Genomic DNA, 25054 nt, shown 5'->3' on the forward strand with positions numbered 1-25054 from the left:
CCGAGAAGGAGTCAGTATGAACACTAATTCGACCACGGGCGCCCGCGGGCAGTCGGCACTCGCCCGCGCCGCGGAGGACCATTCCCTCACGAGCGTCCCCGCAAGCGAGCGCAAGAGCGGATGGAGTCTGGCACGGAGTCCGATTTCCGTCGCGACGGCCCTAGTCATCTTCGCCATCGGCGGATTCTCCGTCACGCTCGCCGGTTTCGACCTCGGTCTCCTCGCAGGAGCAGTCGTGGCTGTGATCGGCGTGGCCCTCGGGAAGGCGCTCGGGACGATCGCATTCCGAACCGGGGTGTCGAGCACCGTCACGTCGCGACTGTTCGGCTTCGGGCGGAAGGGATCCGTGCTGGGGTCGGCGATCTTCGCCTTCATGATCCTCGGATTCCTCGCGCTCGAATCCGCGTTGCTGTATCACGGAACGCTCGTGATGTTCGGGCTCCCCGACGACTGGACCAACAAGATCATCATCTACGGGATCCTCACGCTCGCCTGGATCGCGCTCGCGATCTTCGGTCTGAAGCTCGCGCTGCGGGCCAGCGGCATCATGACGATCGTCACGCTGGCGGTCACCTGCTATCTGATCTACGAGATCTACGTGGTCCAGGGGACGAATCCGCTGGACTTCTTCACATTCGAGGGCGTGGTGCCCGGCGATGGGTGGACCAAGTTCCAGGCCGCATTCGGGGTGATCGGAGCGACCGCGGGCGCGATCGCGCTGGTGACCATGGATTTCGCCCGGTATGCCCGGTCGAATCGCGATGTCACGATCCTGGCCGCCGCGGGGCCTTTCGTGCAGAACATCGTCATGGTGGTGCTGGGAGGTCTGGTCACCGTGGGGGCCGTTCCGCAGGTAATCGACCACCTCATGGCGGAAGGCATGGATTCCGCTGACGCAGCGGCCACCGCGAACGACTACATCATGGGCAACACCGGAGCCTTCTTCGTCATCTTCGCGGGCTGGCTCGGATTCATCACGATCTACGCGGCCCAGGCGAAGGCGCAGGCGATCAACGCCTACTCGGGGTCACTGTCGTTGGTCAACATCGTCGACGCCCTCACAGGCAAGCGTCCTGGTCGGCCGCTCATGGTGGTCGTCGGAAACGTCATCGCGCTCCTTATGATCGCTGCGGGCATCCTCGACCAGTTCGTCGCATACCTCGCCTATCTCGGGACGATGACGCTGTCGATGTGTGCGGTGATGATCGTGGACTACTTCGTCGTCCGCAAAGCGCAGTACGTGCCGAGTGAGCACCGCGTCGAGAACTGGAACTGGGCGGGCGTCATCACCCTCGTCGTCTCGGCCACGACGGGGATCGTGCTGATGGCGACGGGTATCGCCCCTCTCGGCTTCATCGTGTCATTCGTGATCGCCGCCGGCGTGTACCCGCTCCTGCGACGTCTCCTCCCTGAAGGCACCGGCACCGGCTTCGCCGCCGCTGCGGATGTGTTCGACGAAGCCCACTGAGCCAGCTCTCCGAAAAGGATGAGCCAGCCCCCGAAAGGAAAGATCGTGACCGAGTTCATGTGGAACACCGAAGTGTACGAATCGACGGTCGTTCCGTCGGCGGCGGCGACGGTGACGCTCCCGAGCCCTGCTCCGCAGAGCAGCCAGCGCCTGTTGCGCAACACCCTGGGGAACTTCGCGACCGGAGTCACCGTGGTCACCTACGAGGCTAAAGGGGTCTATCACGGGGTGACGGTGAACTCCTTCACGTCCGTGTCGATGGACCCGCCCCTCGTGCTGGTGTCGCTGATGCGGTCATCGCGAGCGCTGGGTTATCTGATGGAGAGGCCGTTCGCGATCAACGTGCTGAGCAACGACCAGCTCGCAACCGCTCTGAAGTTCGCGGGCAAGCCGGATCACGATGAGATCGAGTGGGTCACCGGTGAACAGGCGCCCCGCATCAACGACACCGTCGCCTTCTTCCAGTGCCAGCCGTGGGCTGGGCATGACGGGGGCGATCACGTTCTCGTCCTGGGTCGGGTGGAATCCTTCGGTCAGCGCGATGACACCGAGCCCTTGCTGTTCTATCGCGGTCAGTGGGGCGCGCTGGCCCCCGACGCCGACCGTGACGTCTGACTCCCCACCACGCCCCTACCCCGGAAGCTGAGAGCATGACCTCTTCGACCATGACGGACACCCACCGCATCCGCCCCCTCCTCGACCGGCTCGACGGACTCCACGATCTCGTCGAGAGCGAGGCGGAGACCGCCGAGCGGCTCAATCGGCCGACACCCGCCGTGCAGCGCGCGCTGCGTGACAGTGGTGTGTTCCGAATCCTCCTGAGCGAGGAGCTCGGCGGCTATGACGCCGATCCGAGCGAGGTTCTGGAGGTGATCGAACGCGTTTCCTACCTTGACCCCTCGCTCGGGTGGCTGGTCCGTGTGATCGCCAGCGAGACGGCGAATGTCGCCGCTCACCTCTCACCCGGTGCGCGAGAAGAGCTCTGCGGGGAGGACGAGCTGCTGGTGGCCGGGCAGGCGGCCGTCGTCGGCGGCAGGGCTGTCCCGGATGCAGACGGCTACCGCTTCAGCGGATCATGGCGGTATGCGCCGGGGTTGGCCATGGCGACACATGTCGTGCTCTGTGTGACCATCGCGGACACCGATGAGGTCCTGCTGGGGGTGGTGGGACGCGAGCAGCTGCGGATCCAGGACAACTGGAACATGCTCGGCCTTCGCGCATCGGCGAGTTTCGACTACGACGCCGAGGACGTTCACGTGCCTTCCCGGTTCACCTTCCGCCCGCAGTCCTTCGGGTCGGCGCCAGGCGGGGTGAGCCTCCGCCTCGGTCCTGCGCTGATGTCGGGGCTGCATCAGGGCGCGTGGGCACAGGGCGTGGGAAGGCGGATGCTCGATGAGCTGCGCCGCCTCGCGCTGCAGAGACTCGGCTCCGGTGACGACTACCTCGTCAGCGACGAGTTCTATGCCGAGTACGCGCGACACTTCTCGCATGTCCGAGGGACGATGGCCCTGCTGCGTGACACGTGGGCGGCCAACGAGGGAGCGCTCAGGGAGAACGGCGAGCTCGGGGAGGAGCAGGAGACGATGGCGCGTCTCGCTGCCTCTTTGTCGACGCGGACCGTGCTGGAGATCAGCCAGCTGGTGCACCGGTTCGCCGGAGCCCACGTGATGCGCAACGGCACCATGCAACGGCTCTTCCGTGACGCGCACGCCGGGACTCAGCACCGCGCCACGGCTCACGTGGTGACCCAGGAGTGCGGGCGCATGCTCGTCGGAGCGCTCCCTGCGGGCGCGCACTGGGGGTTGTTCGACCTGGTCATCCCCGGCCAGGCGCCGCAATCGCCCGTCGAGCGAGAGGAACTCGGCCGATGAAGCTGGCCACGCTGCGCACGGGCGGCACGACCCGCGCGGTTCGCGTGGACGGCGACCGGGCCGTCGAGATCCCGGATTCTTCCGACGTCGGCGCGCTGCTGCAGTACGACGACTGGCGAGCACGTGCCGCGGCTGCGTCCGGTCCCGGCGTGGACACGGCATCGCTCGACTTCGCCGCGCTCGTGACGACGCCGGGCAAGGTGCTGTGCGTGGGGTTGAACTATCGGGCGCACATCCTGGAGATGGGCCGAGAGCTGCCGGCCCACCCGACGATCTTCGCCAAATTCGCCGACACGCTGACCGGCGCGAACGACGACATCGTGGCCGTGGCCGAGGACCCGGCGATGGACTGGGAGGGGGAGCTGGCGCTCGTCATCGGCAGCAGCGCCGATCACGTGGACGAGGAGCATGCCGACGCGCACATCGCCGGGTACACGGTGGCGAACGACATCTCGATGCGCACCTGGCAGAACCGCACGCCGGAATGGCTCCAAGGGAAGATATGGGCACGCTCGACGCCCGTCGGCCCGTATCTCGTGACGGTCGACGAACTCGATTCGGCGGCTCGCCTGCGCACCAGGGTGAACGGACAGACCGTGCAGCTCTCCACGATCGACGACCTGGTGTTCTCGCCGCAGCGACTCGTGGCATACCTGTCGACGATCATCCCGTTGCGGCCGGGCGATATCGTCCTGACGGGTACGCCGGGTGGCGTGGGTCATGCGAGGCGGCCTCCGCAGTATCTCGAGGCCGGTGATGTCGTCGAGGTGGAGATCGACGGAGTGGGGAAACTGTGCAATCGGGTCGTCGCCCCGTGAGCCCCGTGCAGTCACCAGTATTCTGCGACGCTGTCCGTCGATAGAGTGCCGACCATGGACTTCCGCCAATTCGAGTACTTCGAAGCGGTCGTGAGGGCCGGCTCGGTCTCGCGGGCAGCGAAACTGCTCAACATGACCCAGCCGCCTCTGAGTGCTGCCATCACGAGACTCGAACGGGAGGCAGGCGTCCAATTGCTGCTCCGGTCGGCTCAGGGGGTACGACCCACCAGCGCTGGCAGATACCTGCTCGCCCAGGGCAGTCAGCTGATCTCCTCACGCGATCGGGTCGAGCGCGTACTCAGTCTGATGGGGCGTGGCCTCGTGGGCGAGCTGCGTGTCGCGGCCGAGCCGATGACGATCCACGAGCGGATCGCGAATGTGATCGCAGACTTCTCTGCCGGCGTGCCCGACGTGCGCATCGCCCTGAGCGACGTGAGCCCCGTCGCCGTGCTCGACGGTGTCGCTTCCGGTCAGTACGACATCGGGTGCATCCCCTTCGGGGCAGCGGTCGTCTCCGCCCCGCTCGCCGATCGGTTCGAGTGGATCCCGCTGTCACGGATCGAGGTCAGACTCGCGGTTCCTCAGACGCGGGCGAGGGAGAAGCATGCCGACGGGCACGGGTGGGGGCGTTGGGTCGTCCCGCAGCGGCTGCCCGGCATGCCCGGAATGCTGGATGCCGTCGAGGCGGAGCTTGCTGGCGACCCCCGTTTCGACGTCATCCTGGTGTCGAATCCACTCACCGCCATTCCCCTCGTCGCGGCCGGGCTCGGCGTCGCGCCGACGACGATGCGCGTCTGGTCCCAGCATCCGGGAGTGGCCATCGTCGAGGCTCCCCCGTGGCTGACACCCATGCAGATGTCGATCGTCCTCCGCAAGGGGATCGAGGTCACCCCTCTGATGGCGCGGTGGATCGAGATCGCGCAGTCGTCGCGCTGAAGCCCCGGTTTCGCGCCGAGACCCCCGTCTGCAGACGTTCGCAGGCGGGGGTCTCGGCGATAACGGGGGGTCTCGGCGGAGATGCGGAGGCTACTCCTTCACGGCACCCGCGGTCAGGCCCTGCACGATCCAGCGGCTCGCGAGCGCGAACATCGCCATGGTCGGCAGGATCGTCAGCACGGCGGCGGCGCTCATCGAACCCCAATCGATGTTGAACGTCGAGATGAAGCCGTTCAGCGCCGAGGGCACGGTGCGGTTCGCATCGGTGTTCATCAGCACGACCGACAGGAACAGCTCGTTCCAGCAGTTCACGAAGTTGAAGATGAACGCCGCGATGATGCCGGGTGTCATCACCGGGACGAGCACCCGGAACAGGGCACCGAGGCGCGAGCATCCGTCGATCATCGCGGCCTCTTCGAGCGCATCCGGCACGTTCTCGAAGAAACCGCGCAGCATCACCGTCGAGAACGGGATGCAGATCGCGATGTACACCAGGATGAGGCCCTGCTTGGTGTCGACCAGCCCCAGGTCGGTCATCATCGAGTACAGCGGGCCCAGCGCGATGAACGCGGGGATCATCTGCGTCAGCAGGAACGCGATCAGGATCGCGCCCTTGCTGCGGAACTCGAACCGGGCGAGCACGTAGGCGCTCAGCAGCGCGATGAGCGTCGCCACCGCACCGCCGACGACCGCGACCAGGGCCGAGTTGCCGAGGAAGACACCGAACGAGCTCTTCTCGAACAGGCTGACGTAGTTCTCGAGCGAGGGCTCGCTCGGCCAGTACTCGATCGGGAAGCGGTTGATCGTGCCCGGCGACTTGAACGACGTCAGTGCGATCCAGTACAGCGGGAACAGGGTGATCACAAGCCAGAGGCCGAGCCCGACCACACGGATGACGCCGCCGATCGTGACGCGGGGCCTCGGACGCGGTGCGGATGCCGGGTCCGGCACGGTGATGCGCCGTGTCTCGGTGATCGAGGTTCCCTTCCGGGAGGCGTCTGTCATGGTCATCGCTGCACTCTCCGCATCGCCATCAGGTAGAACGCGCAGAACACGAACAGCACGGCCATCACGATGAGGCCGATCGCGCTCGCGAAGCCGTAGTTGCCCTGCTGGGTGTAGTTGATCATCCAGGTCGTGATGATGTGCGTCTGGTTGGCGGGTCCGCCGTTGGTCATCGCGTAGATGATGTCGGGGAAGTTGAAGATCCAAATCACCCGCAGCAGGATCGTCAGCAGCAGGGTCATCGAGATGTACGGGATGATGATCGAGAACAGCTGCCGGAACTTGCCGGCACCGTCGAGGCTCGCCGCTTCCAGCATCTCGTCCGGCACGGACTGCAGGGCCGCGAGGATCATGATCGCGAAGAATGTGACCCCGTACCAGACGTTGGCGACGATCACGGCGAACATCGCGAGCTTCGGATCGGCCAGCCAGGGGAGCGGGGCGTCGATCAGCCCCGCCTTCATGAGCAGGTCGTTGACCACGCCGAACTCGGCGTTGAACATCCAGCGGAACAGCATGCCGATCAGGAAGCCCGACACCGCCCACGGGAAGAACACCAGCGCCTGGTACAGCCCGCGGAAGCGGAACTTCTTGCGCAGCGCGAGCGCGATCAGGAACCCGATCACGAGCTGCGGCACGAGCGAGCCGACGACCCAGAGCACCGAGTTCCACGCCACGGTCGGGAAGGCCGGATCGCGGAACACCGCGAGGAAGTTGTCGAAGCCCACGAACGGCGTCGACGTGAGGTCCCACAGGTTCCAGTCGTGGAAGGCCATGCGCGCGCCCTGCAGCATCGGCCAGTAGGTGAACCAGCAGACGAAGACGATCGCGGGTGCGAGGAACGCCAGCAGCGTCCATGCCTGACGGCCGCGGAACGGGCGTCGGCGGGATGCCGGGGAGGCCCCGACGGCGGCCTGCTGCGAAGCAGTGCCGACGGAGCCTCCCTTCTGCGCGGTGCGAGCCACAGGTCAGTCCTTTTCCGCGGCGTACTTCTCGGTCCAGAATGCGTCCCACGACGCCAGCAGGTCGCTGGTCGACATGTTGCCCAGCAGCACGTTCTGCACGTCCTGGTCGGACTTCTGGATCCACTCGGTCCACCAGCTGACCCCGCGCGGCTGACGCACGTTGACGTAGGTCTCCGGGTCTTCCGTCATGGTGACGTAGCTGGTCCACGGTCCCGACGAGTAGAACTCGTCGTCGGCCGCGGCCGAGATGATCGGCACGAGGCTGTTGGCCTGCGCGAACTCGGTGGCGGGCTCGGCGGACGAGAGGAACTCGACGAGCTTGACGGATGCCTCCTTGTTCTCGCTGTTCTCGGCGACGCCCCAGCCGGCGACGGCGAGCGGCTGGGCAGCCTTGCCCGACGGGCCGACCAGCAGCGGGGCGGTGTCCCACTGGTCCTCGGTCAGCGAGGAGTCCTGCACGGTCGCGATGACCTCGGGGTCCTGCAGCAGGAACGCGGTCGTGCCGTTCGTGAAGCCGGCGACCATCTCGGGGTAGCCCCACGAGACGGCGGAGGGCGGGGAAGCCTCCTTGAACAGGTCGAAGTAGTCGTCGACGGCTTCCTGCGCCTCGGGGGCGGCGAAGATCGTCGAGCCGTCCTCCATCAGGAACGCGTCGTCGACGTCGAGTCCGTCGATCGTGTACGCCTCGATGGCCGCGACCACGTTGCTGTTGGCGTTCTGGCCGCCGCGGAAGGCGTAGCCGTAGATGTTGTTCGACGGGTCCTGGATCGCGGATGCCTGCTCCAGCAGGTCCTTCCAGCTGTGTGGCGGGCCGTCGAAGCCCGCTTCCTCCACGAGGTCGGTGCGGTAGAACAGCGACAGGCCGTAGAAGCCGTAGGGCACGAAGTAGCTCTTGCCGTCTTCGGCCACCGAGGCGGACTGGGCGTTGTCGGTCAGCGCATCCCAGCCGTCCCACTTCTCGAGGTCGGGGCCGAGGTCGTACAGCCAGCCGTTGTTCGCGAACGGCCCGACCGTGATGTCGCGCACCTCCAGCACGTCGACGCCCTTGCCGGACTGCAGCATCTGCTGGATCTTCGCGTCAGCCTGCTCGGTGGGGGGCGAGACGAGGTTGACCGTGATCTTCGGGTTCGCCTTCTCGAAGTCGTCGAGCAGTCCGCGCAGGAGCTCGGTGCGGGCGGGGTTGGTCAGGCTCTCGACCATCTGCAGGGTGACGCTGCCGTCGGCGGACGGGCCGGAGCTCGCGGAACAGCCGGTGAGAGCGAGGACGGCGACGGTGCCGAATCCCGCTGCGGTCGTCAAGATCTTGTTCTTCACGATGTGCCTCTCGGTGGGGGTTGGGGGTGGGTGTTGCGGTCGGGTGGGAAGGACGCGGTCAGGGGACGATGAGGGAGTCGGCGGTGCGGATGCCGGCACGGCTCAGGATCTGCGGGATGCAGCGCTCGACGAAGGCCTCGTAATCGGCGGCTTCGTTGTAGAGGTGTGCCGAGAGTCGGAAGTACCCGACGCCGCGGAAGCTCGTGAACGCGGTCTCGACCCCGACCGCGTCGAGCAGGTCCATGCGCAGCGCGTCGGCCTCCTCGCGGGTGGCGCCGAGTCCGAGCGGCAGACGCACGAGCCGCATCGACGGCACGGGCGAGGGGAGCGGGGTGAGCGGGTCCTCATCGCCGTACGGGCGCAGGGCCTCGGCGATCAGCTCGGCGCCGGCATCCGCGATCTCCGCCATCGCGGTGCGCGCGGCCACCCAGCCGAACTCGCTCTCGATGAAGTCGATCGCGGTGGGCGTGGCCAGGTAGGTCGTGGCGTCGATCGTGCCCTGGGTGTCGAAGCGCTCCGGGTACGGCTCGCGCGCGGCCCAGGAGTCGATGAGCGGCCAGAGTTCGTCGCGGTCGGCGGCGGACGTGACTAGCAGGGCGGAGCCGCGAGGTGCGCACGGCCACTTGTGCAGGTTGCCGAACCACCAGTCGCCGCCCGCCACGGCAGCGGCATCCGGAATCAGACCGGGAGCGTGGGCGCCGTCGACGAGCGTGCGCACGCCGCGCTCGGCCGCCGCGTCGGCGATGCGCCGAGTCGGCAGCACCCGGGCGGTCGGCGACGTGATCTGATCGACCACGATCAGGCGGGTGCGGGGCGTGAGCTGGTCGACGAAGAGCTGCACGATCTCGTCGTCGGAGGACAGCAGCGGCAGGGCGACGGTGCGGACGGCGGCCCCGAACCGGCGGGCGAGACGCTCGGCTCCCATCGTGATGGCGCCGTAGCCCTGATCGGTCACGAGGATCTCGTCGCCGGCTTCGAGCTGCAGCGCGTTGTAGACCACGGTCGCCGCGGCCGAGGCGTTGGGCACGAAGACGCTGTCTTCCGCCCGGGCGCCCACGAACGGGGCGGTGCGAGCGCGGGCCTCCTGCACGCGCTCGGCGATGCGCGGGAACCACTCGACCGGGCTGAGGTCTGCGCGACGGCGCAAGGCATCCTGATGCGCGACGACGACCGACGGGACCGCGCCGAAGGATCCGTGGTTGAGGTGGATCTCTGCCGGGTCGAGGGGCCAGGCGTCGCGCGCTCGCAGGCCGGAGTTCAGCGTGAGCGGTGCGGGGAACAGCGGTGCGGGCATCAGTCCTCATCGATGAGTCGGGCGAGTTGTTGCACAACTTTGCCACAGACTGTCGATATACGCCACGAAAACCCAAAATGGAAACATACTTGTCATACGAGTTTGTCGGCCGTGACGGTTCCGACAGACTCGCAGAAGAGTCGGCGGTGTCAGATCGACGGCGTCGGGGAGGATGACGATGGGTGCGTTGGACACGGCGCTGCACGGGTTGCGGGCGCTGATCGCCGATGGTGCGCTACGGCCCGGGGATCGGCTGCCGAGCGAGGGCGAACTCTGCGAACGGCTCGGCGTCTCCCGCGGATCCCTCCGTGAGGCGATCCGGATGCTCGCCGCCCTCGGCGTGCTCGAGACGCGGCACGGATCCGGCAGCTACGTGAGCGAGTTGCGCGCGGCCGACCTGATCGGCAGCCTGTCGCTCACGGTCGGACTGCTGCCGATGGCGGGCGTGCTCGAACTCACCGAGCTGCGCCGCGTGCTCGAACCCCATGCCGCCGCCCTCGCCGCCGCGCGCATCGATCAGGAGACCGTCGAGTCGCTGGACCGCGTGCTCGCCGAGATCGAGGCGACCACCGACTTCGAGACGCAGTCGCGGCTGGACCACGAGTTCCACATGGCGATCTCCGGCGTCGCCGGTAACGAGGCCCTGACCAGTCTGATCGACGTGCTGCGGTCGCGCTCGCGGGCCTACCGGATCTCCGAACCCGGGGACGCCGCCGAGCTCAAGGTGCACTCGGATGCCGGGCACCGCGCGATCCTGCGCGGGCTCGCCGCGGCCGACCCCGTCGCCGCGAGTGCCGCGGCCTCGGCGCACGTGGCATACACGGAGTACTGGGTGCGGCGGTACTCGGGGCTCGAGGACTGACGCCGGGTCTTCCGTCCGCTCAGTCGAGGGTGATGTCGACCTGGATCTCGGCGGCGAGGCGCTCGAGGTCGTCGCGCAGGGCATCGAGGTCGACCGAGGCGGGGACCTTCGCCACCACCGACGCCTCGAACAGGCGGCCGCCGGCCATCGCGGCATCCCGGGTCTCGGTGGCGAGTTCCTCGATGCTCAAGGCATGGGCGCTCAGCACCCCGGAGACCTCGCGCACGATGCCGGGCCGGTCGTTGCCGAGCACCTGGATCTGGAGCAGTCGATCGTCGGCGGCATCCGCGTCCGGCGTCCCGGTGAGCACGGCGAGAGTCAGCAGCCCCTGCCCCTGCAGCCCGCGCAGCGCGGAACTCAGCTCGGGCGCCCGGTCTTCGGCGACCGAGACCTCGATCACACCCGCGAACGTTCCGGCGAGCTCTGCCAGCGAGCTGTTCTCCCAGTTGCCGCCGTGTGCATCCACGACATCGGCGACGGCGGCCACGAGGCCGGGACGGTCTGCACCCGCGACGGTGAGGATCAGAGTTGTCATGCGGCCAGCGTAGCCCGAGGGTCTCACTCCACCCAGACGCCCGTCTCGAGGAACCGATCCAGCCGCGCGCGGTGCGGGGCGAGGTCCCAGCCCTGCGCCGCCACCCACTCGTCGGAGTAGTACGTGCCGGCGTAGCGGACGCCGCTGTCGCAGATCAGGGTCACGACGCTGCCGGTCTCGCCCGCGGCCCGCATCCGGGCGATGAGCTGGAACGCGCCGTACAGGTTCGTGCCGGTCGAGCCGCCGGCCCAGTGCAGGGTGCGCTCGCGCAGCATCCGGATCGCGGCGATGGAGCCGGCATCGGGGACGCGGATCATCTCGTCGATCACGGTGGGCACGAACGAGGCCTCGACCCGCGGCCGGCCGATGCCCTCGATGCGGCTGGGGCGCCCGGCCGGCGGATCGACGGTGCCTGCCCACCCGTCGTAGAACGCCGAGCCCTCGGGGTCGACCACGGCGATGCGGGTCTCGTGCCGGCGGTACTTCACGTAGCGGCCGAACGTCGCGCTCGTGCCGCCCGTGCCGGCGCCGGTGACGATCCAGGCGGGGATCGGATGCCGCTCCTGCGCGAGCTGGCTGAACACGCTCTCCGCGATGTTGTTGTTGCCGCGCCAGTCGGTCGCGCGCTCGGCGAACGTGAACTGGTCGAGGTAGTGACCCGTGCAATCGGCGGCGAGGCGCTGCGCCTCGGGCGACATGTCCTCGGCGCGGTCGACGAAGTGGCAGGTGCCGCCGTAGAACTCGATGAGGTCGATCTTCTCCTGCACGGTCGAGCGCGGCACGACCGTGATGAAACGCAAACCCAGCATCCGGGCGAAGTACGCCTCCGAGACCGCGGTCGACCCGCTCGACGATTCGACGAGGGTGGTGTCCTCGCGGATGCGGCCGTTGACCAGTCCGTAGAGGAGGAGCGAGCGCGCCAGGCGGTGCTTGAGCGACCCGGTCGGGTGCACGGACTCGTCTTTGAGGTACAGGTCGATGCCCCACTCGGGCGGCAGCGGGAACAGGTGCAGGTGCGTGTCGGCGCTGCGGTTGGCGTCGGCTTCCAGCAGGGCGATCGCGGTGCTGGTCCAGTCGCTCATGCCCTCGAGACTACCGGCCGGTCAGCCGACCGTCCCGGCGGGCGAGGCACCGCCGTCGCCGTCGACGTGCAGGAGAGAGGCCTGGCCCTGCTCCTGCCGCAGCTGGAACTCGAAGCGCGAACGGTCGCCGCGGTGGTACGCGATGAAGTACTCGATGGGCGTGCCGTCGGCGCTGCGGCTGATGCTGCGCAGTCGCAGCAGGGCCGACCCGGCGCTGACCCCCAGGTGCTGCGCCTGCTCATGTGTGGCCACGGTCGCCTCCGCCGAGCGCACGCCGTGCGTCGCGACGATGTCGTTGTCGGCGAGCAGCCGGTAGAGCGATCCCTCGGTCAGATCGGCGCCGAGAGTCACGGAACCCACGGCCTCCGGCATCCACGTCGTCGAGAGCGACCAGGGTTCGCCGTCGACGTGGCGCAGACGTTCCAGCACGACGACGGGGGAGCCGACCGGCACCTCCAGCGCGAGCGCGACCTCCTCGTCGGCCGTGGCCTGCTCATGCCGCAGCACGTCGCTGTGCACGTGTCCGCCACGGCGCTCGACGTCGTCGTACAGTCCGACCAGCGTGTGCACGAGGCTCTCGCTCGTGCGGGGGCGTGAGACGAACGTGCCCTTGCCCTTCACCCGCTCGACCAGCCCCTCGTGCTCCAGCTGGGCGAGCGCCTGGCGCACGACGGTGCGCGAGATGCCGTACCGCTCGCACAGCCGGTGCTCGCCGGGCAGCGGGTCGCCGGGCTGCAGCCCGTCGCGGGCGATGCCGTCGATGATCAGCTGGCGCAGCTGGTCGTACATGGGTGCGGCGGAATGCCGATCGATCGCGTCGTCGACGATGGCCATCAGTACGCCACCCCCGCGTGCAGGATCACGTTCGCGTAGGGGGTGAACTCGCCGGAGCGCACGAACGCGCGGGCACCCTGGCTGAGTTTCTTGAACTCCACATGCGGGATGAGGTCGATCTCGAACCCTGAGCCGGCGAACCTCTCCCGCAGCGCCTCCAGCACTTCCGGGCTCTTCTCGGCGACCTCGGCCGAGACGGTCGCTCCTTCGACCACCAGCTCGGCGAGCACGGTGTCGAGCACGTCGAGGAATGCCGGAGCGCCGGGGCGATAGGCCAGGTCGATGCGCTCGGCGCCCGGGGGAATGGGCAGGCCCGCGTCGGTGACGACGATCAGGTCGGTGTGCCCGGTCTCGCTGATCACGCGGGAGAGTGCGGGATTGATCGTGGTGGCCGTCTTGCGCATGTGTCTCCTCGGTTCTCGGATGCTTGGGTCGCCGATTCAGCTCGCGACGGGGGCGGGCGTGCGCGCCGTCAGGAACGCGTCCACCTCGGCGCGGTGCGGAAGGCTCGGCGACGCTCCCCGTTTCGTGACGGTGAGTGCGCCCGCTGCGGTCGCCAGGCGGACGGCGTCCGCCAGTGTGCTGCCGTTCGCGAGCGCCGCGCCGAGGTACCCGGCGTATGCGTCGCCGGCCGCGGTCGTGTCGACGGCATCCACGGGGAACGGCGGGATCACGGTGGCGCCGTCCGCGGTGACGACGCAGGACCCTTGACCTGCGAGGGTGATCACGGCCGCGCCGACACCCTGGGCGAGGAACCACCGTCCGGCGCGCTCGGCCGAGGCGGCGTCCGTCACCTCGACCCCGCTGATCAGGGTCGCCTCGGTCTCGTTGGGGGTGACGATGTCGATGCTCTGCCAGATCTCGGCGTCCAACTCTGCGGCCGGTGCGGGGTCGAGGATGACCGTCATGCCGTGCTCGCGTCCGCGCGCGGTGATGTGGGCGGTGAGCGCCGAGGGGGTCTCGAGCTGGGTCAGCAGCACCGAGGTGGTGGGGGCGAGGGCGGCGAGCGCCTCATCGATCTGCCCCGTGCTCAGCGCGGCGTTGGCGAGCGGCACCATGACGATGTCGTTCTGTGCCGAGGAGTCGACGCGGATGTGCGCGATGCCGGTGGGGCCGGGGACCGTCCGCAGGTGTGCGAGGTCGACGCCGGCCGCAGTCAGCCCGTCGACGACGAGGTCGTGGAACAGGTCGTCTCCCACGCAGCCGACGAAGCTCGTGCGTGCACCGGAGCGTCCGGCCGCGACGGCCTGGTTCGCGCCCTTGCCGCCGAGCATGAGGGTGAACTCGTCGCCCAGGATCGTCTCGCCCCTGGCGGGCAGGCGTCGGGAGAAAGTGGTCACATCGGCGGTGACGCTGCCGACGATGACGACGCCGGTGCGGTCCTCGGGGTGTGCGGGGGTCATCTCGCTCCTGATCTTCCTCGACGGCAGGCGTAGCCGACGCTTTGACAGACCGCGGTGGCTGTCATTACATTAGCCGAATCCGCACCTGTAACGACAGGTTGCCCGCGAGGAGACCCCGATGAACCCGATCGCGCCACGCCTGTACGTCGACAGCGCCGATGTCGACCGCGTCTCCCCGCTGCTCGCTGCGGGTGTGGTGCACGGCGTCACCACGAACCCGACCATCCTCGAACGGGGAGGCCGCACCGCCGCCGAGATCCCCGAGCTCTACGCCCGGTGGGAGTCGGAGGGAGCGCGTGAGATCTTCTTCCAGACCTGGGGCGGCGACACCGCTTCGTTTCTCCGCAACGCCGAGGGTATCCGTGCGCTGGGCGACCGGGTGGCTGTGAAGGTTCCGGCCACGGCCGCGGGCTTCGCCGCGGCGTCCGCTCTGGTGCGCGACGGCGCCACGGTGCTCGTCACGGCCGTGTACTCGGTCGCGCAGGCGCTGGCGTGCGCCTCGATCGGTGCGCAATACATCGCCCCGTATCTCGGACGGATGCGGGACGCAGGACTCGACGGCGACGCGACGATCGCCCGGATGCAGGCGGTGTGCGCGGGGAGCGACTCGAACGTGCTCGCGGCATCCCTGCGCTCGCCGGATGACATCACCGCCCTGCGACTGGCGGGAGTGCCCTACTTCACCGCCGCGCCCGACGTGCTCGACCGGGTGCTCTTCCACGAGGTGAGCGACAGTTCAGCGGCGGAGTTCGATGCCGCGATGGTGCGCCTGGGCGCGTGAACCCGGTCTGCTGAACCCGGTCTGTTGGACCCGGTCTGTTGAACCCGGGTGGTCGGGGTCAGCTCGCCGCCGCCTGGCGCAACCAGCGCTCCACGCCCGCGATGTGAGCGGTGGCGAGGGAGATCGCGAGGGCGGAGTCGTGCTGGGCGATCGCGTCGGCGATGGCCCGGTGCTCCGACAGGGTGCGCTCGACCGCGCCACCCTCGGTGAGGCCGCGCCACACGCGAGCGCGCACGGTCTGACTGCTGAGGTGCTCGATCAGGCTCGCGAGGTACGCATTGCCGGACATCGCGACGATCTCGCGGTGGAAGCGGATGTCGTGGTCGACCAGAGACTCGATCGTGACCGCCGCATCGACGGAATCGACCTCGTCCTGCAATTCGGCGATCTGTTCGTCGGTGCCGAGGGTGGCCGCGAGCCCTGTCGCCTGCGACTCCAGCATCCGACGCACCGCGAAGATCTCGAGCATGGAGTCGTCGTCGTGCATGTCGACGACGAACGAGATCGCCTCCAGCAGCAGATGCGGTTCGAGGCTCGTCACGTAGGTGCCGTCGCCGCGTCGCACGTCGAGGACCCGGATGACCTCCAGCGCCTTGACCGCCTCGCGCATCGAGCTGCGGGAGAGGCCGAGTCGCTCGGACAGCTCCTTCTCGGGGGGAAGTCGATCACCGGGGGCGAGCTCGCCCGCGACGATCATCGCCTTGATCTTCTCGATCGCCTCGTCGGTGACTGCCATGGCGTCATCCTAGCGATTGATCGGATGTCTCCGGCAGGATGGAGCCATGCGCGTTCTCGATTCACACCTGCACCTCTGGGATCCGGAGGCTCTGACCTACACCTGGCTCGAGGGGCCGATGGCGTACCGGTTCGCCGACCTCGAGCTCGAGCACGCCCGTCTACCCGGGGCGCAGTCGGAGAAGTCGGTGTTCGTGCAGGCCGAGACCGTGGCAGAGGACTTCCTCGACGAAGTGCAGTGGGTCGCCGGCCGGGCCTCGGCGCTGGGCGTCGTCGGGATCGTCGCCGGCATCCGTCTCGACCGCGGCACCGACACGGTCGCACACCTGGAGGGGCTCATGGCCGAGCCCCTCGTCGTGGGTGTCCGGCACAACCTGCAGGGAGAGCCGGACGGACTGGCGGTGTCGGCGGCGTTCGTGACCGGCGCGCGCGAGGTCGCCGCGCGCGACCTGACCTTCGACGCGTGCGTGCGCGCCGACCAGCTCCCGGACATCACCCGCTTCGCCGGTGCGATCCCGGAGCTGCGGATCGTGCTCGACCATCTCGGCAAGCCCAGAGTGGGCACGGCTGCTGCCCCGCTCGCTCCGACTCCGGAATGGGTGCGCGACCTGACCGAGCTGTCGCGCCACCCGAACGCGTTCTGCAAGCTCTCGGGGCTGCCCGGTGAGGCCGGCGGTGACTGGAGCGCGGCGCAGCTCATCCCGTTCCTCGACGTGGCGGCCGATGCGTTCGGGATCGAGAGGTTGATGTGGGGGAGCGATTGGCCGGTCTCGGTCATCGGACCGGCCGAGACCGGCGACCCGCACGCGCCGGCCGACGGCTCGCCGACCTATCAGCCCACGGCTCGCACGCGCTGGGCCGACACCGTGATCGCCTGGGCGGATGCGCGAGGGCATGACCTCGATGCGCTCCTGTGGGGGAATGCCGAGCAGTTCTATCGCACCGCTCAGCCGCGGCATATCCCGTCGGACGAGGCTCCGCGCTCAGGCATCCGGGGCTGGCTCCGCGGCCATCGCGGCTGAGGGTCGTCTGCTCGGCGTTCCGGTCGCAGTTGCTGCCGCGCGGAGTCGGCCTCGGCGTTCCGGTCGCAGTTGCTGCCGCGCTCGCGCGATCGAAGCGGCGTCAACTGCGACCGGAACTGGTGCCGGGCGACCTGACGAGAGCACGTCGGATTCGCAGGATCAGCTCCTCAGGGCGCGCGAAGAGGGCGCTGGTGACCTCGATCACCGTCCAGCCCGCGGCCCGAAGGGCGGCTATCCGCTCGACATCTGCGGCGTAGCGCTGGGCGTGCCGGAGCCCCTGATACTCGATCGCGACCTTCCAGGTCGGATACGCGAGATCCACGCAGGCGAGGAACCGGCCGTGGTCGTCATAGACATCGACGTTGAGCTCCGGTTCGGGCAGGCCTGCCCAGACGATGTGACACCGCACCGCGGACTCGCGTGCAGACCAGGAGTCCTCGCGGATGAGTTCGATCGCCTGTCGAAGGCGGCTGGCGCCGACACGACGTCCGAGTTCGACTGCGGTGCGCAGTCCTTCGACGGTCGAGTAGGAGGCCTTGCCCGCATGCGGTCGGCCGTATCCGACTCGCCAGACACGACAGAAGTAGTCACCGAGGGCGACGAGGTCGAGCAGACTCCACGTTCCGAGACCGGCGAACGTCAGTTCCGGGCTGGCGACCGTCAATCCGGATGGGCGGAGGATGCGGGCGACAGGCGCGCGAAGTCGATGAGCTCGTACTCCTTCCGCGCGGACGAGAGGACCCGAACCGAGGGTGGTGACGTGTACAGGGAGTGTGCGCCCGTCGGCGGGCCGTCCGTCAGCGAGCACCAGAGGGAGGGGACCGCCCCAGATCGCGACGGCGCTCTCGTGACTGAGGAACTGACCCGAGCGCAGCCGAGGGCCATACTCGTGCGCGCGGATGCGTCTCTCGACCTGTTGTCGCTCGAACGGATCGAGATCGTCGCGATCGGCGGAGGTGCTCACCTGTCGCCGAACTCCACGGAACGGGATCTCGAGGTCGCGTCTGCGCAGGCGGCCCTTGTTGATCCCGGCATCCAGAGCCTGTTGCACGGAGAACGACGCGCCGAGATGCGCAGGAAGGGGGCGAGACGAAGTCATCGCGCCACGATCGCAGGGTTGCTCGGACGCTGCGGCGGCTTTCCACAGCTGGCGCGGTGCCGTGCTTCCGGTCGCAGTTGCTGCCGACCGGCGTCGGTCTCTGCGCTTCCGGTCGCAGTTGTTGCCGTCCTCGCGCGATGGACGCGGCGTCAACTGCGACCGGAACGTGCGTGAGTCGGGCTGACCGGCGTCAACTGCGACCGGAAGGCGGAAGGCGGATGGCGGAAGGCGGAAGGCGGAAGGCGGATGGCGGATGGCGGACGGCGGATGGCGGATGGCGGAAGGCGGATGGCGGAAGGCGGAAGGCGGAAGGCGGAAGGCGGAAGGCGGAAGGCGGAAGGCGGAAGGCGCGGAGGAAGGCGGAAGTAGGAGCTACTCCGCGCGCAGGCGCAGCTGAGCCATGCCGCCGTCGACCTCGATGAAGGTGCCGGTGGCCGAGCCCGCAGCGGGGCTGACCAGATAGGCGACCGCGGCGGCGACCTCGTCGGGGCTGACCAGGCGCCCGTGCGGCTGGCGGGCTTCGAGGGCTGCACGCTCGGCGGCGGGGTCGGCTGCCGAGTCGAGCAGGCGTCCCACCCACGGGGTGTCGGCCGTGCCGGGGTTGACCGCGTTCACGCGGATGCCCTCGCGGAGGTGGTCGGCGGCCATCGCACGTGTCAGCGCTGCGACGGCTCCCTTCGACGCGCTGTAGAGAGCGCGCTGCGGCAGCCCGGTGGTCGAGGCGATGGATGCCGTGTTGCACACCGCCGCCGACGGAGACTTCCGCAGCCAGGGCAGCGCCGCAGAGGTCACGCGGGCGATGCCGGTGACGTTGACCGAGAGCACGCGGGCCCATTCGTCGTCGTCGTTCGCGGCGATGTCGCCCTGCGCGCCGATGCCGGCGTTGTTGACGACGATGTCGATGCGCCCGAACTTCTCGGCCACGGCGGTCACCGCCGCATCGACGCTCGCGCGGTCGGAGACGTCGGCCGTGAAGGCCGCGAATGCGGGGTCGGCCGTGGCGGTGTCCCGGTCGAGGACCGCGACGGTGGCCCCGTCGGCGTCCAGACGCTGGGCGATGGCCGCGCCGATTCCGGATGCTCCGCCGGTGACGATCGCCACCAGCCCGTTCAGTCCATCCGCGCTCACTTCCGGGCCTCCCATGCCACGAACTGCTGCCGTTGACGACCGAGGCCGTCGATCTCGATCTCGACCACGTCGCCGGGCGCGAGGTAGGGGTACTTGCCCGAGAGGGCGACGCCCTGCGGAGTGCCGGTCAGGATCAGGTCGCCCGGCTCGAGGGTCACGTACTGCGACAGGTGGTGCACGATGTGCTCGACCGTGAAGATCATGTCGCTCGTGCTCGAGTCCTGGCGCGGCTCGCCGTTCACGAAACTGCGAAGGCCGAGCGCGTGGTGATCGACTTCGTCGGGGGTGACCAGCCAGGGGCCGGTCGGGTTGAACCCGGGCGCGATCTTGCCCTTGGACCACTGCCCGCCCGACACCTCGATCTGGAACGCCCGCTCGGAGACGTCGTTCGCGGCGACGAACCCGGCCACGTGGGCGAGCGACTCCTCGGGGGAGTCGAGGTAGGCGGCGCGGGCGCCGATCACGATGCCGAGCTCGACCTCCCAGTCGGTCTTCTCGCTGCCGCGCGGGATGGTCACCGCGTCGTCCGGCCCCACGACCGTGTTCGGCGTCTTCAGGAACAGGATCGGGATGGTGGGCGGCTCCGAACCCGACTCGGCCGCGTGCGCCGCGTAGTTCATGCCGATGCAGATCACCGCGCTCGGGCGGGCGATCGGGGCGCCGATGCGCATCGAGGCGGCATCCGCGAGTTCGGGCAGCTCTCCGGCATCCCGGGCGGCCGTCACGCGGGAGGCGAAGTCGCCCGCGAGGAAGTCGCCGTTCACATCGGATGTCACGGAGCGGAGGTCGAGGTATCGGTCGCCCTCCACGAGGACGGGGATCTCATTCCCGGGGGTGCCGAGCCGCGCGAACTTCATGTTTCTCCTGATCGATCGGGAGGCCGCGATGAGGCGGCCGGTCTCGTTGACAGTATAGACATCCGATGTTTACACTCCAAGGGATCCGCGCGGAAGAGATCAGCCGTGCATGGAGAGGAATCCCGTGAGCCGTATCGTCGCCCTCGACACCACCGACATCCGCTTCCCCACGTCCCTGAGCCTGGACGGGTCGGATGCGATGAACCCCGACCCCGACTACTCGGCCGCGTACGTCATCGTGCGCACCGACGCCGACGACGACATCGAGGGGCATGCGTTCGTCTTCACGATCGGTCGCGGCAACGACGTGCAGGTCGCAGCCATCGATGCGCTCGCGGGGCACCTCGTGGGGCGGGAGGTCGAGCCCTTGCTCGACGACATGGGTGGCACGTTCCGCGACATCATCGGCGACTCGCAGCTGCGCTGGCTGGGACCCGAGAAGGGGGTCATGCACATGGCCATCGGCGCGGTCATCAACGCGCTGTGGGACATCAAGGCCAAGCGCGCCGGGCTCCCGCTCTGGCAGCTGCTCGCGCGCATGACGCCGGAGGAGCTCGTCGACCTCGTCGACTTCCGCTACCTGACGAATGCCCTCACACGGGAGGATGCCCTCGCGATCCTGCGTGCCGCCGAGCCCGGTCGCGCCGAGCGCGAGCGGCAGCTGCTCGACACCGGATACCCGGGCTACACGACCAGCCCGGGGTGGCTCGGATACTCCGACGAGAAGCTCGAGCGCCTCGCCCGTGAGGCCATGGCCGACGGCTTCACGCAGATCAAGCTCAAGGTCGGCGCCGACCTCGATGACGACATCCGACGCTTCCGCAAGGCGCGGGAGGTGTGCGGGCCGGACTTCCCGATCGCGATCGACGCCAACCAGCGGTGGGAGGTGTCGGAGGCGATCGAGTGGGTGAACGCGCTCGCCGAGTTCCACCCCGCCTGGATCGAGGAGCCCACCAGCCCCGACGACGTGCTCGGTCACGCCGAGATCGCCCGCGGTGTGGCGCCGATCCGCGTCGCCACCGGTGAGCACGCGCAGAACCGGGTGATCTTCAAGCAGCTGCTGCAGGCCGAGGCGATCTCCGTCATGCAGATCGACGCCGTGCGCGTGGCCGGCGTCAACGAGAACATCGCGAACCTGCTCCTCGCCGCCAAGTTCGGCGTGCCGGTCTGCCCGCACGCAGGTGGGGTGGGTCTGTGCGAGGCGGTGCAGCACCTGTCGATGTTCGACTTCGTCGCGGTGACCGGCACCCGCGAGGGCCGCATGATCGAGTTCGTCGACCACCTGCACGAGCACTTCGTCGTGCCCACCGACATCCAGGGCGGCTCGTACATGGCGCCGACCGCGCCGGGAAGCGGCATGGAGATGAAGGCGGCCAGCATCGCGACCTACACCTGGAAGGGTGCCCATGTCGGCGCCTGATCTGAACGGAGTGCCCGAGCGTCTGTCGGTGCCCCCGCTGGGCTACGGCGCCGCGAACGTGGGCAACCTGTTCCGCCCGCTGACCGACGACGAGGCGTGGGCCGTGCTGGATGCAGCGTGGGAGAGCGGCATCCGTTTCTACGACACGGCGCCGCACTACGGTCTCGGGCTCTCGGAGCGTCGGCTCGGGGCGTTCCTGCAGACCAAGCCGCGGGAGGACTACGTGCTCTCGACCAAGGCCGGACGTCTGCTGCGGCCGAACCCGGTCCGCACCGGCGGCCTCGACACCGCGAACGACTTCCACGTGCCGGACGACCTGCAGCGCGTGTGGGACTTCTCGGACGCGGGCATCCGCGCCAGCATCGAGGAGTCCCGCGAACGCCTGGGCATCGAGCGCATCGACCTGCTCTACCTGCACGACCCCGAGCGGCACGACCTCGACCTCGCGCTCGCCGAAGCACTTCCGGCGATGGAACGGCTGCGCGCCGACGGTGAGGTGAGCGCGATCGGCATCGGTTCGATGGTGTCGGACGCGCTCTCGGCCGCCGTGCGTTCGGCGGACCTCGATCTGATCATGGTGGCCGGCCGCTACACGCTGCTCGAGCAGCCGGCCGCGGTCGACGTGCTGCCCGCCTGCCGGGCGACCGGAACCGGGATCGTCGCGGCATCCGTCTTCAATTCCGGGCTGCTCGCATCGAGCGAGCCGCGTCGCGACGGGCGCTATGAGTACGGGCAGCTTCCGGACGAGCTCTGGGACCGGCTCGTGCGCATCGCCGTCGTGTGCGCCGACCACGACGTGCCGCTGCCCGCGGCGGCGATCCAGTTCCCGCTGCAGTCCGACGTCGTGCGCTCGGTCGTGGTGGGTGGCAGTCGCCCCGCGCAGCTGCGGCAGAATGCGGAGTACGCCGCGCTCGAGATCCCGACGGCGCTGTGGGAGAACCTGGCAGCGGAGGGGCTCATCCCCGCTGACCCGCCCGCCGCCTGAATCGCCCGCCGCAGACCCCCGTCGGCTCGACGAAAGGAGCACTCATGCTCGAAGGAATCCATCCCCTGCTGACCGGGGAGCTGCTGCTGCACCTCGACCGCATGGGGCACTCCGACGCCGTGGTCGTCGCCGATGCGCACTTCCCCGCATGGGGCCTGGGTGCACGGGTGATCGACCTCCCCGGCACGACGACGCCCGAGGTCGTCGCGGCCATCCGCACCGTGCTGCCCCTCGACGACGCGCCCGGCATCGATCTGATGACCTCAGCGGACGGCGAGGTGCTCGATGTGCAGCACGAACTCATGGCGGCGGCGGGCACAGCCGTGGACACGACGGCCTTCGTCGATCGGTTCGCGTACTACGAGGTCGCGAAGGCCGCGTACCTGCTGGTGCGCACGGGCGAGACCCGCAAGTACGGCAACGCGCTGCTGCGCAAGGGGGTCGTCGGGCACACCTCCGCGTGAGGCGTGAGGGAGGACGGCCCGCCTCAGCGACCTATGGTCGACTCCCGCACGATGAGCTCGGCGGGGAACGGCGTCGTCGCGGGTGGGGGAGCCGAGGGATCGGCGAGCTGCTGCAGGAGGGCGGCCCCGGCGGCGCGGCCGATCTCGTAGCCGGGCTGCCGCACGCTCGTGAGAGGCACGACGCCCTGGTGCGCCTGGGCGACATCGTCGAACCCCACGAGCGCGATCTCTTCCGGCACCCGGATGCCGTGGCGCAGGAGCTGGGTCAGCACGCCGAGCGCGACCATGTCGTTCGCGGCGAACACGGCATCGGGCCGCTCGGCGGCGGGCAGCGCGATGATCTGCGCCCCGGCCTGCAGGCCGTCTTCGGTCGCCAGGTGCGGCACGTCGAGGGTCGACACGGTCGCGCCGGTGCCTGCCGCCGCCTCGCGAAGCCCGGCGAGGCGGTCGTTCGATTGGCTCACCGCCGGACTGCCGAGGAACAAGATGCGCCTCCGGCCGAGCTCCACGAGGTGCTCGCCCGCGAGTCGCCCGCCCGCGCGATCGTCGAACAGCACCGACGCGACCTTCGACGAATCGGGGATCGGGCCGACCACGACGGAGCGGATGCCGCGATCGGCGAGCGCTTCCAGACGCGGCACCACGTCGCCGAGCGGGTAGATGACGATGCCCTGCACCCGGTGCGCCTCGAACATGTCGAGGTTGCGCCGCTCCTGCGCTTCGTCGCGGTTGCTGTTGCTGAAGAACAGCGACCAGCCGCCCTCGCGCGCCACGTCCTCGACCCCGCGGGAGAGGTCGTGGAAATACGGCAGCCAGGCGTCGAGCAGGATGAGCGCGAGAGCCTTGCTCGCACCCGCACGCAGCTGCCGAGCGGACTCGTTCGGCACGAAGCCGAGCTGCTCGATCGCCGCCCGCACCCGCTCCCGGCTCGCCGCTCCGAGCACGTGCGGGTGGTTGAGGTAGTTCGAGACGGTGGAGGAGGAGACCCCGGCGAGGGCGGCGACGTCCTTGACGCTCGCGGGCATGGCTCTCCTTCGTCGGTCCGCATCGGTCGGGCATCCCGCCCGGTCGGCGGCCTCAGGATATCGGAGGAGTTGCAACGTGCCAAGAAAGTTCTTGACAGGGTTCTCCCGCCCGACGTAGCGTGACTCGCACACCAGAGTTGGCACGTGCCAAGTCTGGACGGCGACGGTGCCGCACACCCGCTGGGAGAGGCCTCATGAACATCGGCTGCCACGGACTCGTCTGGACGGGGAACTTCGATGCCGAGGGCATCCGACTGGCGGTGCGGAAGACCGAGGAGGCGGGCTTCGATCTCATCGAGTTCCCGCTGATGGACCCGTTCTCGTTCGACGTCTCCGTCGCGAAGGATGCGCTGGAGGAGTATGACCTCGCCGTCAGTGCATCACTCGGGCTCTCCGAGACGACGGATGTCACAAGCGCCGACCCCGCGGTCGTCGCGGCCGGCGAAGCACTGCTCATCAAGGCGGTCGACGTGCTCGCGGATCTCGGCGGTCAGCACTTCTGCGGCGTGATCTACAGCGCCATGAAGAAGTACATGGAGCCGGCGACGGCCGAGGGTCTCGCGAGCAGCCGGGCCGCGATCGCGCGGGTCGCCGACCACGCCGCCGGGCGCGGCGTCTCGGTCTCGCTCGAGGTCGTGAATCGCTACGAGACGAACGTGCTGAACACGGCACGACAGGCTCTGGCGTACGTCGCCGAGGTCGATCGCCCGAACCTCGGAATCCATCTCGACACGTACCACATGAACATCGAGGAGTCGGATATGTTCGCGCCGGTGCTCGACGCCGCCCCCGCCCTGCGCTACGTGCACATCGGCGAGAGCCACCGGGGCTATCTCGGTACCGGGACCGTCGACTTCGACACCTTCTTCAAGGCGCTCGGTCGTATCGGCTACGACGGCCCGATCGTCTTCGAATCGTTCTCGTCGGCGGTCGTGGCCCCCGATCTCAGCCGCATGCTCGGCATCTGGCGGAACCTCTGGACCGACAACGTCGAACTCGGCGCCCATGCCAACGCGTACATCCGCGACAAGCTCGTGGCCGTCGATTCGATCCGGCTCCACTGAGCGGGACTCCGGGCCGGAACAGCGAAGAGACAGGCCGGAAGATCAAGATGTCATTACAGGTCTTCCGCATCTGGCCGTCTTTAGATA

General features: G+C 68.8%; 26 protein-coding genes. 12 read left to right on the plus strand and 14 right to left on the minus strand.

Annotated features, from left to right (window positions below):
- Positions 1-16: 16 nt before the first annotated feature.
- Genes AC6CHX_RS09900 through AC6CHX_RS09920 form a run of 5 tightly spaced genes read left to right on the plus strand, consistent with a single transcriptional unit; the run spans position 17 to position 5093 of the window.
- Positions 17-1468 carry a purine-cytosine permease family protein gene (locus tag AC6CHX_RS09900; RefSeq protein ID WP_498272670.1) on the plus strand — a complete coding sequence of 484 codons (1452 nt, stop codon included), beginning with the start codon at positions 17-19 and terminating at the stop codon, positions 1466-1468.
- A 45-nt stretch (positions 1469-1513) separates the two neighbouring features.
- On the plus strand, positions 1514-2083 hold the full coding sequence (locus AC6CHX_RS09905; RefSeq protein ID WP_498272671.1) for a flavin reductase family protein: 570 nt from the start codon (positions 1514-1516) through the stop codon (positions 2081-2083).
- A 35-nt stretch (positions 2084-2118) separates the two neighbouring features.
- Entirely contained in the window at positions 2119-3339 is a 1221-nt protein-coding gene (locus AC6CHX_RS09910) for an acyl-CoA dehydrogenase family protein (RefSeq protein WP_498272672.1), read from the plus strand.
- Entirely contained in the window at positions 3336-4157 is an 822-nt protein-coding gene (locus AC6CHX_RS09915) for a fumarylacetoacetate hydrolase family protein (protein ID WP_498272673.1), read from the plus strand. Before AC6CHX_RS09910 ends, AC6CHX_RS09915 begins: the two co-directional genes overlap by 4 nt.
- A 54-nt stretch (positions 4158-4211) precedes the next feature.
- Positions 4212-5093, plus strand: coding sequence for a LysR family transcriptional regulator (locus tag AC6CHX_RS09920; RefSeq protein ID WP_498272674.1), 882 nt, complete (start codon positions 4212-4214; stop codon positions 5091-5093).
- A gap of 90 nt (positions 5094-5183) precedes the next feature.
- Here the strand turns inward: AC6CHX_RS09920 and AC6CHX_RS09925 are convergent, their stop codons facing one another.
- From AC6CHX_RS09925 to AC6CHX_RS09940, 4 genes are read right to left on the minus strand one after another with little or no spacing between them, the layout of a single operon-like run.
- On the minus strand, positions 5184-6104 hold the full coding sequence (locus tag AC6CHX_RS09925; RefSeq protein ID WP_205820394.1) for a carbohydrate ABC transporter permease: 921 nt from the start codon (positions 6102-6104) through the stop codon (positions 5184-5186).
- Positions 6101-7063, minus strand: coding sequence for a carbohydrate ABC transporter permease (locus tag AC6CHX_RS09930; RefSeq protein ID WP_498272675.1), 963 nt, complete (start codon positions 7061-7063; stop codon positions 6101-6103). The genes AC6CHX_RS09925 and AC6CHX_RS09930 overlap by 4 nt, the downstream gene beginning before the upstream one ends.
- 3 nt (positions 7064-7066) lie before the next feature.
- Positions 7067-8377, minus strand: coding sequence for an ABC transporter substrate-binding protein (locus AC6CHX_RS09935; RefSeq protein WP_498272676.1), 1311 nt, complete (start codon positions 8375-8377; stop codon positions 7067-7069).
- Positions 8378-8435: 58 nt separating this feature from the next.
- Positions 8436-9671, minus strand: a complete 1236-nt coding sequence (locus tag AC6CHX_RS09940) for an aminotransferase class V-fold PLP-dependent enzyme (RefSeq protein ID WP_498272677.1) — start codon at positions 9669-9671, stop codon at positions 8436-8438.
- Positions 9672-9849: 178 nt separating this feature from the next.
- Here AC6CHX_RS09940 and AC6CHX_RS09945 point away from each other — a divergent pair, with 178 nt between their 5' ends.
- Entirely contained in the window at positions 9850-10533 is a 684-nt protein-coding gene (locus AC6CHX_RS09945) for a FadR/GntR family transcriptional regulator (RefSeq protein ID WP_498272678.1), read from the plus strand.
- Between the two features lie 19 nt (positions 10534-10552).
- Here the strand turns inward: AC6CHX_RS09945 and AC6CHX_RS09950 are convergent, their stop codons facing one another.
- Genes AC6CHX_RS09950 through AC6CHX_RS09970 form a run of 5 tightly spaced genes read right to left on the minus strand, consistent with a single transcriptional unit; the run spans position 10553 to position 14387 of the window.
- Positions 10553-11068, minus strand: coding sequence for a glycine cleavage system transcriptional repressor (locus AC6CHX_RS09950; RefSeq protein ID WP_498272679.1), 516 nt, complete (start codon positions 11066-11068; stop codon positions 10553-10555).
- A gap of 23 nt (positions 11069-11091) precedes the next feature.
- Positions 11092-12150: a PLP-dependent cysteine synthase family protein gene (locus AC6CHX_RS09955; RefSeq protein WP_498272680.1), complete on the minus strand. Its 1059-nt coding sequence runs from the start codon at positions 12148-12150 to the stop codon at positions 11092-11094.
- 21 nt (positions 12151-12171) lie between these two features.
- The gene (locus AC6CHX_RS09960) at positions 12172-12984 is read right to left on the minus strand and encodes a GntR family transcriptional regulator (RefSeq protein WP_498272681.1); all 813 of its coding nucleotides are present in this window, start codon (positions 12982-12984) and stop codon (positions 12172-12174) included.
- Positions 12984-13388: a D-ribose pyranase gene (gene rbsD / locus AC6CHX_RS09965; RefSeq protein WP_452326217.1), complete on the minus strand. Its 405-nt coding sequence runs from the start codon at positions 13386-13388 to the stop codon at positions 12984-12986. Before rbsD ends, AC6CHX_RS09960 begins: the two co-directional genes overlap by 1 nt.
- A gap of 36 nt (positions 13389-13424) precedes the next feature.
- Positions 13425-14387 carry a ribokinase gene (locus AC6CHX_RS09970; RefSeq protein WP_498272682.1) on the minus strand — a complete coding sequence of 321 codons (963 nt, stop codon included), beginning with the start codon at positions 14385-14387 and terminating at the stop codon, positions 13425-13427.
- Positions 14388-14505: 118 nt separating this feature from the next.
- On the opposite strand from AC6CHX_RS09970, the gene AC6CHX_RS09975 reads away from it, so the two are divergent.
- A complete protein-coding gene (locus tag AC6CHX_RS09975) occupies positions 14506-15168 on the plus strand; it encodes a transaldolase family protein (RefSeq protein WP_498272683.1) in 663 nt (220 codons plus the stop codon).
- Between the two features lie 58 nt (positions 15169-15226).
- Here the strand turns inward: AC6CHX_RS09975 and AC6CHX_RS09980 are convergent, their stop codons facing one another.
- Positions 15227-15904 (minus strand): FadR/GntR family transcriptional regulator, encoded by a 678-nt coding sequence (locus tag AC6CHX_RS09980; protein ID WP_136043272.1) that lies wholly within the window; start codon positions 15902-15904, stop codon positions 15227-15229.
- A gap of 46 nt (positions 15905-15950) precedes the next feature.
- Between AC6CHX_RS09980 and AC6CHX_RS09985 the strand changes: the two genes are divergently transcribed.
- Positions 15951-16925 carry an amidohydrolase family protein gene (locus tag AC6CHX_RS09985; RefSeq protein ID WP_498272684.1) on the plus strand — a complete coding sequence of 325 codons (975 nt, stop codon included), beginning with the start codon at positions 15951-15953 and terminating at the stop codon, positions 16923-16925.
- Positions 16926-17025: 100 nt separating this feature from the next.
- On the opposite strand, the gene AC6CHX_RS09990 is transcribed toward AC6CHX_RS09985, so the two are convergent.
- The 3 genes from AC6CHX_RS09990 to AC6CHX_RS10000 form a co-directional block, all read right to left on the minus strand.
- Positions 17026-18024 (minus strand): putative endonuclease domain-containing protein, encoded by a 999-nt coding sequence (locus tag AC6CHX_RS09990; protein WP_498272685.1) that lies wholly within the window; start codon positions 18022-18024, stop codon positions 17026-17028.
- Positions 18025-18396: 372 nt separating this feature from the next.
- Positions 18397-19167: an SDR family NAD(P)-dependent oxidoreductase gene (locus AC6CHX_RS09995; protein ID WP_498272686.1), complete on the minus strand. Its 771-nt coding sequence runs from the start codon at positions 19165-19167 to the stop codon at positions 18397-18399.
- Entirely contained in the window at positions 19149-20009 is an 861-nt protein-coding gene (locus AC6CHX_RS10000; protein WP_498272687.1) for a fumarylacetoacetate hydrolase family protein, read from the minus strand. The genes AC6CHX_RS09995 and AC6CHX_RS10000 overlap by 19 nt, the downstream gene beginning before the upstream one ends.
- Before the next feature lie 124 nt (positions 20010-20133).
- On the opposite strand from AC6CHX_RS10000, the gene AC6CHX_RS10005 reads away from it, so the two are divergent.
- From AC6CHX_RS10005 to AC6CHX_RS10015, 3 genes are read left to right on the plus strand one after another with little or no spacing between them, the layout of a single operon-like run.
- Positions 20134-21429, plus strand: coding sequence for an L-fuconate dehydratase (locus AC6CHX_RS10005; RefSeq protein ID WP_498272688.1), 1296 nt, complete (start codon positions 20134-20136; stop codon positions 21427-21429).
- Positions 21416-22414, plus strand: coding sequence for an aldo/keto reductase (locus AC6CHX_RS10010; protein ID WP_498272689.1), 999 nt, complete (start codon positions 21416-21418; stop codon positions 22412-22414). Before AC6CHX_RS10005 ends, AC6CHX_RS10010 begins: the two co-directional genes overlap by 14 nt.
- Before the next feature lie 44 nt (positions 22415-22458).
- Complete coding sequence (locus AC6CHX_RS10015; RefSeq protein WP_452326210.1) at positions 22459-22878, plus strand: RbsD/FucU family protein; 420 nt, start codon at positions 22459-22461, stop codon at positions 22876-22878.
- A 23-nt stretch (positions 22879-22901) separates the two neighbouring features.
- On the opposite strand, the gene AC6CHX_RS10020 is transcribed toward AC6CHX_RS10015, so the two are convergent.
- Positions 22902-23903, minus strand: a complete 1002-nt coding sequence (locus tag AC6CHX_RS10020) for a LacI family DNA-binding transcriptional regulator (RefSeq protein ID WP_498272690.1) — start codon at positions 23901-23903, stop codon at positions 22902-22904.
- Between the two features lie 194 nt (positions 23904-24097).
- Here AC6CHX_RS10020 and AC6CHX_RS10025 point away from each other — a divergent pair, with 194 nt between their 5' ends.
- Positions 24098-24967: a sugar phosphate isomerase/epimerase family protein gene (locus tag AC6CHX_RS10025; protein WP_498272691.1), complete on the plus strand. Its 870-nt coding sequence runs from the start codon at positions 24098-24100 to the stop codon at positions 24965-24967.
- The last annotated feature ends 87 nt before the right edge of the window (positions 24968-25054 follow it).

This window comes from Microbacterium sp. GQ128 (genome assembly GCF_059758615.1).